Annotated in this window: 9 protein-coding genes, 1 tRNA gene and 3 pseudogenes; 9 read left to right on the forward strand and 4 right to left on the reverse strand. The window is 60.1% G+C overall.

The annotated features are described in order from the left end of the window. Positions 1–167 precede the first annotated feature (167 nt). From FJ471_RS05330 to FJ471_RS35195, 5 genes and pseudogenes are all read left to right on the forward strand, one after another. The gene (locus FJ471_RS05330) at positions 168–494 is read left to right on the forward strand and encodes a DUF736 domain-containing protein (protein WP_140802118.1); all 327 of its coding nucleotides are present in this window, start codon (positions 168–170) and stop codon (positions 492–494) included. Positions 495–551: 57 nt separating this feature from the next. Beyond that, positions 552–1,058, forward strand: a pseudogene (locus tag FJ471_RS05335) (S26 family signal peptidase). A 70-nt stretch (positions 1,059–1,128) separates the two neighbouring features. After that, complete coding sequence (locus tag FJ471_RS05340) at positions 1,129–1,464, forward strand: DUF736 domain-containing protein (protein WP_140802119.1); 336 nt, start codon at positions 1,129–1,131, stop codon at positions 1,462–1,464. A gap of 2 nt (positions 1,465–1,466) precedes the next feature. Continuing rightward, positions 1,467–1,998, forward strand: a pseudogene (locus tag FJ471_RS05345) (lytic transglycosylase domain-containing protein); the annotation flags it as partial. A gap of 1,020 nt (positions 1,999–3,018) precedes the next feature. Next, positions 3,019–3,294, forward strand: a complete 276-nt coding sequence (locus FJ471_RS35195) for a hypothetical protein (RefSeq protein WP_246684619.1) — start codon at positions 3,019–3,021, stop codon at positions 3,292–3,294. A gap of 31 nt (positions 3,295–3,325) precedes the next feature. On the opposite strand, the pseudogene FJ471_RS05355 reads toward FJ471_RS35195, so the two are convergent. Further along, positions 3,326–3,535: pseudogene (locus tag FJ471_RS05355) on the reverse strand (cold-shock protein). A gap of 395 nt (positions 3,536–3,930) precedes the next feature. On the opposite strand from FJ471_RS05355, the gene FJ471_RS05360 reads away from it, so the two are divergent. The 4 genes from FJ471_RS05360 to FJ471_RS05375 all read left to right on the forward strand — a co-directional run bounded on the left by FJ471_RS05360 (position 3,931) and on the right by FJ471_RS05375 (position 9,007). After that, complete coding sequence (locus tag FJ471_RS05360) at positions 3,931–5,646, forward strand: DUF262 domain-containing protein (protein ID WP_210241997.1); 1,716 nt, start codon at positions 3,931–3,933, stop codon at positions 5,644–5,646. Further along, positions 5,646–6,413: a DUF262 domain-containing protein gene (locus FJ471_RS05365; RefSeq protein ID WP_140802120.1), complete on the forward strand. Its 768-nt coding sequence runs from the start codon at positions 5,646–5,648 to the stop codon at positions 6,411–6,413. The genes FJ471_RS05360 and FJ471_RS05365 overlap by 1 nt, the downstream gene beginning before the upstream one ends. A gap of 36 nt (positions 6,414–6,449) precedes the next feature. After that, entirely contained in the window at positions 6,450–8,090 is a 1,641-nt protein-coding gene (locus FJ471_RS05370) for a hypothetical protein (protein WP_140802121.1), read from the forward strand. A 272-nt stretch (positions 8,091–8,362) separates the two neighbouring features. Beyond that, a complete protein-coding gene (locus FJ471_RS05375; protein ID WP_140802122.1) occupies positions 8,363–9,007 on the forward strand; it encodes a hypothetical protein in 645 nt (214 codons plus the stop codon). A gap of 405 nt (positions 9,008–9,412) precedes the next feature. Here FJ471_RS05375 and FJ471_RS05380 read toward each other — a convergent pair whose 3' ends face one another. The 3 genes from FJ471_RS05380 to FJ471_RS05390 all read right to left on the reverse strand — a co-directional run bounded on the left by FJ471_RS05380 (position 9,413) and on the right by FJ471_RS05390 (position 11,598). Further along, a complete protein-coding gene (locus FJ471_RS05380; protein WP_140802123.1) occupies positions 9,413–9,856 on the reverse strand; it encodes a hypothetical protein in 444 nt (147 codons plus the stop codon). A 336-nt stretch (positions 9,857–10,192) separates the two neighbouring features. After that, positions 10,193–10,269 (reverse strand) — tRNA-Arg (locus FJ471_RS05385). A 384-nt stretch (positions 10,270–10,653) separates the two neighbouring features. Then, entirely contained in the window at positions 10,654–11,598 is a 945-nt protein-coding gene (locus FJ471_RS05390) for a DUF1003 domain-containing protein (protein WP_140802124.1), read from the reverse strand. Between the last annotated feature and the right edge of the window lie 40 nt (positions 11,599–11,638).

The raw sequence follows: 11,638 nt of genomic DNA on the forward strand, positions 1-11,638 counted from the left end.
AAACTATCTTCCCCTCTCGGCCAACAGGCCGGGATTCCTCGCGAGACAAGATAGTTCCTCCTTTGCCGTCAGGCCCCTTTGGGGTGCGCCGTCGATCGCCTTCGGCCGGACGATCGCCATCGAGGCCACATCGTGCGGGCTCGAGCCAGAAACCAAGGAGAACTACCATGGCCACCATCGGCACCTTCAAGAAGACCGCCAACAACGAATTCACCGGCGAAATCGTCACCCTCTCGGTCCAGGCCAAGAACGTCCGCGTCACCCCCGACACCCGCTCCAGCGGAGAGAATGCCCCCAGCCACCGGATCTTTGTGGGCCGAGCCGAGATCGGCGCCGCCTGGAGCAAGCAGTCCAACGAGGGCCGTCCGTTCCTGGGCCTCAAGCTCGACGACCCCAGCTTCACCGCCCCGATCTACGCCAACCTGGTCGAGGACGAAGACGGCGAGAGCTACAGCCTCATCTGGTCCCGCCCTACCCGCCGCAACGGCGAATGACGACACAAAGTCCCCCGCCCGGCTGGTCCGGGCGGGGCTTTCCGGCGTTCAGCATCGGTGCGATACCGGTGCCGAAGCGCGTCATCGGTCGTGCCAACCAAACTGATCTGGAACGCATCCGCCAGCACACCCATCAGCTTCTACACGATCGAGCCGGTCGCCGCGATCGAGGTGACCGATCTGGTCGTCGTCGACCCGCCGTAGCCGTTCGCTACTTTCCTCGCGGATCGCGGCTACCTGCTCAAAGGCGTGCCGCTCCTGAAACGCGTTCTTGTGGTCGCCGGACAGACAGTCTGCCGGAAGGGCCTCGTCATCACGGTCGATGGCCTCAAAGTCGGGGCAGCGCTCGACCGTGATCGTGCCGGCCGCGACCTGCTGGCCTGGCAGGGCTGCAAACGCATCCCGGACGGCGCAGTTTTCCTGATGAACTGGCAGGTTCGCGACAGTCTCGACGGTCGCTACTTCGGCCTGAGTTCAACTGACCGGATCATCGGACGAGCGGTCCCCTTGTGGGCCGACGAGGACGGCGACGGTCGCTTCCAATGGCGCGCGCCAACTCGGTGAACGCGAGGCGATTGTGTGCCGTGGTTGCCCGGCGCGCGTCATTTCCACCGTACACGCAAGGAGCCTTCCCATGCCGCAGATCGGTCATTTCACCCGCACTTCATCCGGATATTCCGGAAGCGTCCGCACCGTCTCGCTCGACCTCGAAATAACTTTTGTTCCGGACGAGAACGCCGACGTCGAGAACGCCCCGGCCTACCCCGTCCATCTCGGCGACGAGGACAGACCGGAAATCGGGGTGGGCTGGAAGCACACGGGCGACCACGCCGGCTCGTTCATTTCCGTCGTGCTCGACGACCCGATGTTCCCGCATTCCGTTCGCGTTCGATTGTTCCAATGGGACGAGGACGGCCGCGATTGGGACCTGCACTGGACGCGCCAGAAGAAGCGCGAAGAGCAGGAATAGCCATGCCCATTCTTGCGTCGACCTTGTCTTTGGAGGTGCGGCGGGCGCCGCATCATCGTCCTCCTTCTTCTTTCCGGCCTAACTTGCGCGACGGGTGCAACGCTTCCGGGCGTTGCACAGGTATCCGTCCCGGTGCGCACGACCTCTGCGCATCCAAACGCCGCGCATATTGCCGAAGCGTCACGCCGCTTCGGGATTCCAGCGACCTGGATCGTCGCCGTGATGCGCGCCGAAAGCGCCGGCGATGTGCGCGCGGTCTCGTCGGCCGGTGCCATCGGATTGATGCAGGTGATGCCCGACACGTGGACCGAACTTCGGGCTCGTTACAGCCTCGGCCGCGGTCCGTACGACCCGCATGACAACATCCTCGCCGGCACCGCCTACTTGCGCGAACTGTGGGGCCGCTACGGCAAGGTCGCCGCAATGCTCGCAGCCTACAATGCCGGTCCGGCACGCTACGACGAACACCGCGCGACCGGCCGTCCGCTGCCGGCCGAGACGCGTAAGTACGTCGCTTCGCTTGCGCTGGCGCTACGCGGCGAACGTCCGTCGAAGATCGCGTGGGGTGGCTTTCCAGCCGCTCGACTGGCACGAAGCAGCGGTCTTCGTCGTGCGCGCCGGCCACACATCCAGCATCGACTCGCTGCCGCCAGGTAGGCTCCTGATCATCCGTCCCGGAGACGCCCCGAGCACGTCTTGCGCCTGCGTGGCAAGGGCTCTTCATCGCACGCGACGACAAGGGAGCCGCCCCATGACCGGCTGCGCAGCAATTCGCGTTCCATCGGGCGCTGGCGTGGCATGGAGTACGCCGGTGGGGGGGCGCGCGCCACGACCGGAGGATGGCAAGATAAAAGCCCGCACATTGCGCGTTCTGACGGTTGTTTGTTTTCAATAAGTTAGTCAGACATTTCACAATGTCCGAATATGTGCTGCACCTTGCGGCGATGTCGATTTCTTCGTGGTTACCGTGACTTAATGCAATGTGTGGTTCTCCGAGCCATGACCGTCAAGGTTCGAAGCCGGTAGGAGGGAGCGTCCGGAGGCTGCGATGCGTGGCTCGACAAGGCACTAAGCCCGGCAACAGCACGCCGCCCGCTGAAGTGGCCTTAGGGAGAAGGGCGCTAAAGTTGATGGGGCTGTGATGTCAGAGCCTCGCGGACTTAGCTCGCTGTGACTGCCGACGGGCGATCCATGTCGCCGACGCGGCTGCCTCGTCGTGCGATCGGATGAGGACCGACGTCGCCCGCGTCCAAGCTTCTATCGCGGCGCTTGTCGACGAGGGTTTCTGTTGGCTGTGCTTGGCACTTCACCGAAGTCGCATAGCTGGCCCCATTGCACGCGCGGCGTCTATCCTGACAAGAATGCGCGTACCGACGTGCTATGGTGTCGGTGGTTTCTACGACACGTGATCTTGCCTGTCATGAAGCGAAGAGGAGAGTTCACACGTCCAGGATCAATCGCCGCGTCTTGCTTTTCCACTCTGGCAGTGCCGTTGTCGCCTCGACGGTCGCGGCAACGGCTCTCGCTACGGAGCCACCGGGCCGAGAGCAAGAGTTGTCCACCGAACTGCGGGCACTGGTTGAGGCTCACAGCACAGCATATGCGGCGTTCGGCAAGTCCGTCCACGAAAGGGGCGGCGGCAGCCGCGGTCAGGACAGGGCGAGCCGAGAAGAGGAAAAGGCGCTGCTGGCAATCTGCGCGTATCCTGCGGCCGGAGAGAGCGATCGCTTGGCCAAGGCCCGATATCTTCTGGAGATCGAGGTGCGCGGCGAACTCGACTTGCCGGAGCAAATGCAGGCTCTTCTGCGCTCGACAATGTGGAAGGGATGAGACCGACTGCGGTGTAGTCGGTCAGCCTCCATCAGATCGTCCGTAGCTCGCCGGCTGACGTCTTTCCAGAACGTTTGTCCTGCACTAATTCGTAGCTGACCTTTTGACCATCATTGAGGCCCCGCAAGCCGGATCGCTCGACGGCCGAAATATGCACGAACACATCTGGGCCGCCATGGTCAGGCTGAATGAACCCGAAACCCTTTTGCGAATTGAACTAGTTCACTGTCCCGGTAGCCATCGAGAACCCTTTTTCTGACAGAATGACCGCGCTGACCGCTGGCCGTTTTCAGCGGCAAGACCGGCAGGCCAAGCATATCCATGACGGTCATCCATTGCCAACACGGAAAGCGCACCGGGCTTGGACTGAATGTCCGGAGTGCGCCTCGCTTCATTCGTTGCGCAGATCACGGCGAGAGATTTTCAAGCGGACTGCGTCAACACGCTAAAAATTTCTGCCGGTCCGGCAAAAATTGGTGACTTGCCAATCCGTTTCTGATCTCGTCTACGCAACAAATGAATCGGACGGCGGCACAATTTAGTTCAACGCTGCCGCACCAAGTAACAATCATCAAATGGGCTTAGCCAGAATTGTTAATGCTTGCACCAGACCAAATGCCTGACGACGAGGCGCCAATGACGACTGCCCTTTCGACCATGAAGGTCGGGGATATAGAGGGGCGCTTTCGAATCTGCGCCTATCAGCGCGGATATCGCTGGGGCCGGCACGAAGTCCACCAGCTGCTCGATGACATTTGGGAAAGCAAAGGCTCACCGTATCGGCTGCAGCCGATCGTTGTTCGCGCCATCGCCCAGAATGAATGGGAGCTGATCGACGGGCAGCAACGCCTGACAACGCTGTATCTTATCTATCTTTTCATGCAGAGATCGGGCCTGAAGAAGTTCGGCCCTCGATATTCGATTGTCTACGACACGCGCGACAAGAGCGGTGAATTCCTAAATGCGCCCGACAGTGCGCGAGCCGCGGACAATATCGATTTTCACTATCTCTACGCGGCCTATGCGGAAATCGAAGCCTGGTTCGGCCCGGACGGGCATAAGCAGCAGGAACGGGCCGATAAGCTGTTCATCTGGTTCAAGGACGGGGTCGAGGTAATCTGGTATGAGACGGGTGCCGAAGAGGACCCGATCGCACTGTTTGCGCGGCTGAACATCGGGCGTATTCCGCTTACCGATGCTGAGCTGGTCAAGGCGCATTTGCTGACGCAGGTACAGGGGCCTCAACATCGTGCGGACCGCGCCTTTTCGGTAGCCGCGCAATGGGACGGCATCGAGCGCGATCTGCGCCGCTCCGACATCTGGGCTTTCATCTCCAATCGGCAGGGCGACGATTACCCCACGCGGATCACCCTGTTGCTCGATACGCTCGCCGAGCGACAGCAATTACCGGATGCACAGCATGGCCAGCGCCAGACCTTCGAGAGGCTGAGGGATGCAATCACGCGCGATCCCATGGACTTCTGGAACGAGGTGGTGGAATTGCACGCCCGCGTGCTGGGCTGGTTCGAGGATCATCACCTCTATCACCGGATCGGCTTCCTGATCGCCAGCGGAGACAACTTTGCGGAGATACTTGCCTTGGCGCGAGGCAAGCTGGTCAGCGAATTCACCCAAGCGCTGGTCAGACGAATTGTCGAAAAGCTCGACCTCAGCCGCAAAGCGCTTTCCGCGATCAGTTACGAGAGCGGGGCCAGTCGGAAGAAAGCCCAACAGGCGTTGTTGTTGATGAATGTCGAGACCACCCGCCGCCGCGACACGTCGGGCGAGCGCTTTCCCTTTGCGGCGCATCACGGCGAAAGCTGGTCGCTGGAGAATATCCACGCCCAGAACTCAGACGTGCTGCGGAACGAGGAGGAGTGGCACAGTTGGCTCGCGCTTCATTACAAGGTACTGGCCGACCTGCCGATTAGCGACGAGCTGCTGAACCAGCGTGACAACCTGCTCGCTGAATTGGACGCTGTGTCCCGGCCGGTCACCAACTTGGTGTTCCAGCGGCTTTCGGTCGCTGTAATCGACCTGCTCACCGCCACGGATCAGGCTGTGGGCGCTGCCAACATGGCAAATGACATGCACGGCATCGCCAATTTAGCCTTGCTGCAGAGCGGCAAGAACAGCGTGCTGAGCAATTCAGCCTTTGAGGCTAAGCGGCAGGACCTGCTCGCGATGGACAAGGAAGGCGCCTATATCCCCGTCTGCACGCGGCAGGTATTCCTTAAATATTTCGGCGATCACGGGGCCCGCAAACCCTACTTCTGGAGCCTGCCGGATCGCGAGGCTTACTTCGCGGCGCTCGTAGATCTCCTCGGTCCCTATCTCAAGGAGACAGTCTGATGCGCGAAAGCTTCATCACCTCCTATGCGCACCTGTTCGAGACGCGGGAGGGCGGAACTCAGATCGATCAGGTCGAGGTGCCCCTCATCCAGCGCGACTATGCACAGGGGCGTAGCGACAGCACGGCGGTTCAAATCCGAGGTTCCTTCGTCGAGGCCCTCCATAAGGCAATCATCGAGGACCATCCCATTAGTCTCGATTTCGTTTATGGCGACCTTGGCAATGGCACGCTGAAGCCGCTTGACGGTCAGCAGAGGCTGACTACGCTGTTTCTGCTGCATTGGTATCTCGCGTCTCGCACCGGGCGGCTATCGCCGGATGACAGCTGGACGCGCTTCCGCTATTCCACCCGTCCGACGGCGGAACTGTTCTGCGAGTTGCTGGGCCGACATGCCTTTGCCGGGCCATATACCGTGTCGGAATGGCTGACCGACCAAGCTTGGTATCTGCATACTTGGAACCATGATCCGACCGTGCAATCCATGCTCCGGATGCTTGACACGATCCATGCGCACTTCGCCGGCGCAGATTTCGAACAGGCATGGGCGCGCTTGACCGACAAGGCACGGCCTGCGGTATCGTTTCACGTCTTGCCGCTTGAGGGCGCCGTCGAGAGCAATGCGCTCTACATCAAGATGAATTCACGAGGAAAGCCGCTAACGCCATTCGAAAACTTCAAGGCGCGGCTTGAGCAAATCACGACTAGCCTACCGAGGGCGGGTGAATTCGCCCGAAAAATGGACACGACCTGGTCGGATTTGTTCTGAGTCTACCGCGGCAGAGACAATCTCATCGACGAGGAGATGCTGCGTTACCTCGAATTCGTTATGGAGATCGCGTTGTGGCGCCAGGGACAATTTGCCTTGGAAGACACATTCAAGCTGGCCGAGCAATTGTTCGGGCCTGCCAACAATCCGGCGGCTGCGGACAATCTGGACTGGCTCGCCCAGTCCATCGACATCTGGAGCGATATCGATATTGCCGCCTATTTCAGGTCGCATATGCGCGGCAATACGGCGGACCCGACCGGGGGCCTGCCGATGTTCCGCGATGAGGTGGACTTGTTCAAGCAGTGTTGCGACAGCTATGCGCGACGCGTGGGCAGTCGGCCCTTCGGCTGGCCTGAAACCCTGCTGTTGCATGCCTTTGTCACCCATCGTAGTGAGGAAACGGCCGACTTCCCGCGGCGGCTGCGCATGCTGCGCAATCTGATTGAGGCCTCGCCCAACGAACTGCGCCTCGAAAATATGCCCGGCTTGATCAAGGACGTGGAGACTCTTGTCCGCGAGCCTGACGTTAGGAATGCCTTGCGGCTGACGACGTTCAATTCCGGGCAGGTCGGGGACGAGAATGACAAGGTCGCCGCCATCGAGCGGGAACCGGCCATCGAGGCCGCCCTTCGGCGCCTCGAGGATCATGCCCTGTTGCGCGGCTGTTTGATCGCCTTTGACCTCGATGTCGATGCGGCGACCTTCAACACTCGCGCCGCACAATTCGAGAGCTGCTTCTCGGACAAAGCCCTGTGGCCCACTCTGACGGCGGCCCTCCTGGCGGTGGGGAACTACAGCCGACTGAAGGGAGCGCGGTTTTATTTCGGCAGCGCCAAGGACAACGCGACGTCCTGGCGTGAAGTATTGACGCGCGGCAATCGCGAGGACGCCAAACAGACGCGCTATATCCTCGCGATCCTGCTCGACTGCCTGTCTCAGTCAACAAACGAGCCAAAGACCGTGCTGGACGGTGTGGTCGCCAATTACTTGGCAAACGCTCCAACCTCGAGTGGCTATGACTGGCGTTGGTATCTGGTCAAATATTCCATCATGCGCGACGGCAATTCGGGGATCTACGTCGGCAACGACCGTGAATTGGGCTATGGCCTCTGCATGCTGGATAAAACGCAGCTTAACAGCAATTACCGCGACCCGTTTCTTTCGGCGATCATCAAGCAGGCTGCAGCGTCCGACGATTTCGTACGTGACCGGTTCAACGGTTACGCGCACATGCCGCGGTTGATGGTGCTGACCAGGAGCGGAACGAAGATCCAGTGTGTTCCCGACGGTTACCGAGTGATTCCGCCAGAGGATGTGGCGCAGAATAGCACTTACCTCGCCATAGCCGGACAATACGGAATTACCAATGACCTGCTGTCGATCGCGAAAGTTTCGGCCGATAGCCCATCGATGCTGCGGACCGGATCGCTATTGGTGGTAAGTTCCTGGGCGAACTCATCGCTGCCGGACTTTAGTTCGATCGCGTATCTCGCAACTTTCAGCTCCACAGCCTCGAGACGCTCTCGATCAATAGTCGGTGACGATAGCAGCAATCCGACTCGCTATGGGCAAATGCTCTCTCGGTCAAAAGTAACTATTCGGCCGACAACAGTTTGTACCCAACGACTGATAGGCGAGATCGGCTTCGCCGGCCGCCAATTATCGAGATGCTAGACCTGCCTCCACCAACCGGCGGAACGCTTCCGATCTAGTAGGAAGATCAGGCTGATTGCGACGCCACTCGTCAACCCGAACTAGCAAATCGCTGGAGAGTCGCAACTCAAAGCGCTCTGTTTTGGTGTCAGCAGGATCAGGCGTATTTGACAATGTGGGTATCCGTAATGTACGGTATGTACGTAATTTGTGGTTTGCGATACTCAGCCGAACGACGTGCTACGACACGCCGTTCGGCCTAACCACATCCCAAGCTGTCTGGAGCTCGGATCATGGCTGATTCCGACAATAGCACGACTTTGCCTTTCGTCACGCGCAGGAGGACACTTCCCCGAGCAGCAACTGCAACGGTGGGGACGCAGCAGGAAGCGCTTGCCCACAGCGACTTAGAAAGAGACCAACCAGCCGATCCAGCGGTGGCGATGTGGCGTAAGTGGCAAGCTGCTTACGAGGAGACTGAACAACTGAGCCGCGAGCAGCAGCGTTTGGAGCGGAAGCTTGCTGAAACCGTTGGCTTTCCCAATATGATGATCCAGTTGACCGATGGTAAGACCGCTACGGTGCTTTCACTTGAGGCGCTTCGCGATGTGCTTCGCGCCGGTTCTGTTGACGTGGCGGTCGGTGCGAAGGCCGAAGCCGATTTCGCGGCGCATCAGGCGCGCTGGGATGCCTTCGACCAAGTGATTGGCTATTCCGCCACGTTGTGTGCTGAATGTGAGGCGGCCGATCGGGCGGACACGTTGCTTGAGTCATTGGCAGAAACGCCAGCTACCTCCCTTGCCGGCGTAGCAGCCAAGCTTGACGCCGTACTCAGGGAGGGGCAGCCGTCGAAAGACGATGCCGAGTTTCCTTGGCCGCAAATCCGCTCGGTCCTGGAGGACGTTGGTCGGATCGGTGGGCAGACAGAGCCGAACTGACTGTGCAAGGCCGTTTCTCGCGGTTATCAACTCCCTTTCATTCGGAAGTTTGGCTAGTCTCGCGAGGGGGAACCTGCCGCGACCAACTTTTCCAAAGGAGTGATGCAATTGCGAAAGGCATTGGCGGAACCAACACGCCCCGCGTCTTCCAAGCATGGCCAAAGCCCAGCAGTAGCGCATCGAATTTATCGCCAGCGCGGAAGGCCGGCGCCTCATTGAAGGGCTGATGCAGCTTCGTCCACGGGTGCGTGGCCGTGTGGCGTCCTTGATTTCCACCTTGGGGGAGGAATTGGCGTTACTTGATAAGAATACCGAGACGACCGACGAATCCGTCCCGGCTGACCGCAAGACCGGCTGACAGATCGTTGCGACTGTCAGCAGCCTGCGACTATAGTCGGTAGGCAGTCACAGTAGGGCGGTTCCCATGCCCCAGCTTCGCACCGGCCACCTTCCCTTTGCGTCCTTCTCCTCTACCGTGAAGTAAAAATCCCTGAATCGTTTCGCCTCGAAGCGTGGCAGCATGTCCGAAAACTGCGCTCTGGTGACGTCGAGGGATAAGCTCAGCGACGGCAGCTCTGCGGTTTGAAAAAGAACGCCCGCGTCGGGATGTTCCGTCTTCATGGGAGTGGGGGCCATGATCATAACGATCCCGGGCCATCTGAATGCTGCATTCGGCATGATGAGCGACGCAGGCAGTATGACATAGGTGAACTCGACTGATTGACGGGGCGGGCCTGGCTGCACGACCTGGCCAAAATTGACGTTGGCTGAGCCGACGATCTCACCGCGCCATTCGCCAGCGACGACCGGCGGCAACTGAAGACGGTTAGCCTTTTTTCGGACTGTCATTCCCTCCGTTTTGCGTCAGGAAGCCGGCAACATCAACACTAGTGCCCATGCGCGTACCTAGCGACCGCGACGACCGCCAGCCCGATCCGTGCGAATCTGATCGAGTCGTCTGTTGACCAACAGGCGGGCCACCATTCGCCAGGCTGCGATATGGTTCGAAGGAATGTCCGTTCTTCCAAAACCGGCTGAAAAGCCGGCTGAATTCTGGAATTCACGCCGGTGCAGTTGCGTTGGCGAAGCCAAAAAGGCAAGCAATTTCAATTGGATGGAATGGCGTGCCCGAAGAGATTCGAACTCCTGACCCCCAGATTCGTAGTCTAAAGGTCCCAGCAGTTTTGGCGCACCCGACAGGATTCGAACCTGTGGCCTTCGCCTTCGGAGGGCGACGCTCTATCCAGCTGAGCTACGGGTGCATCTCACTTACGCAGTGCTTACGCGGAATTTCCGCGACTGTGAGGGACCGGACTTCCCTCGTGTAAGTTCTTGATCTTCTAAGTTCTTTTTCTCTCCATTTCGTCACCCACCGGCTTGACACGTGCCTTCGGAGGGCAGCGCTCTATCCAGCTGAGCTACGGGTGCTTCCCGGGAAACCGGAAAACGAACTAGCCGGTGAGCCGGCCAGCCACGGCTTCTTAGCGGAAGCCGCTGCGGGCTTCAACGGCCAATTGGCGATTGTGCGCGGGGCTGGTGGGTTGATCGCCGTTCCGACGACGATCGGATAGGGCGCTCCCCTCTCCGTCTCGGCTTCGCCGAGCCACCTCCCCACTGCATGGGGCGAGGAACCCAAGCTCCTCGCCTCACGCCTCCGCCGGCGCCTTCGCCGCCTTGCGCCTCACGGCCCGCTTTGCCGCGTGCTTCTGCTTCTTCGCGCTGGCCAGCTCGTTCATCGCGTCGAGCTGCATCTGCTGCATTTCGGCCAGCCGCGTCCATTGGCGCGAGATCAAATAGTCGAGCTTTTCGTGCAGGTGGCGCACTTCGAGCTCGGCCTTGAGGTTGACGCGGTATTCGTTGAAGGAGCGCAGGCGGTCTTTCACCTCCTGGCGCTTCTGGCTCATCATGATCACCGGCGCCTGGATGGCGGCGATGCAGGACAGCATCAGGTTGAGCAGGATGAACGGGTAGGGGTCGAATGCCTTGGATTCGCCCTGGACGAGGTTGAGGCCGATCCACACCAGGAGGATGGTTGCGAAGGAGATCAGGAACCACCAGCTGCCGCCAAAGGCGGCCATCGAGTCGGAGACGCGGTCGGGAAACGTCCGGTGTTCCTCGAACTCCTCTTCCGAGTTTTCCGAGATCGTGTCCTGTTTGGCGATCGATTCCACCACCTGGCGGTCGAGCTCGGAGAATTCGCCGTGTTCCTGCTGCAGCAGTTCTTCCATGTAGCGCATGCGGTAGCGGCCGAGCTCCTCGCGGCTGACGCGGGCGCCGCGCGGCAGGTCGGGATGGTCGGAGCGGATGCGGTCGGCGAGGCTCGGCCGCAGATCGTCGACGCGCACCAGGTCGCGCTTGCGAAATTTTCGCCCCGATATCGCCGAGGGTTTTTTCTTCGGCTTGATCCTGGGAGCGCCGGGAAGATGAGGTTCGGAATGCGGTTCGGAATCCGGTACTTCCGGTGCTTCGAGGATCTCGTCGGCGGCGTGCTCGTCGCCCTCCGACACGGTCTCGGCCTCGAGATATTCGCCGGCGATGTCGTTCTCGTTGTCGGCTTGCTTCTGCGCGGGTGCTTTCGGGTCGCCGGCCATGCTCAGTGCTCCTGTTCGCGGGGCTTCGCGGCTACGATAC

Origin of the sequence: Mesorhizobium sp. B2-7-1 (assembly GCF_006440735.1) — a bacterium.
Lineage (GTDB): Bacteria > Pseudomonadota > Alphaproteobacteria > Rhizobiales > Rhizobiaceae > Mesorhizobium.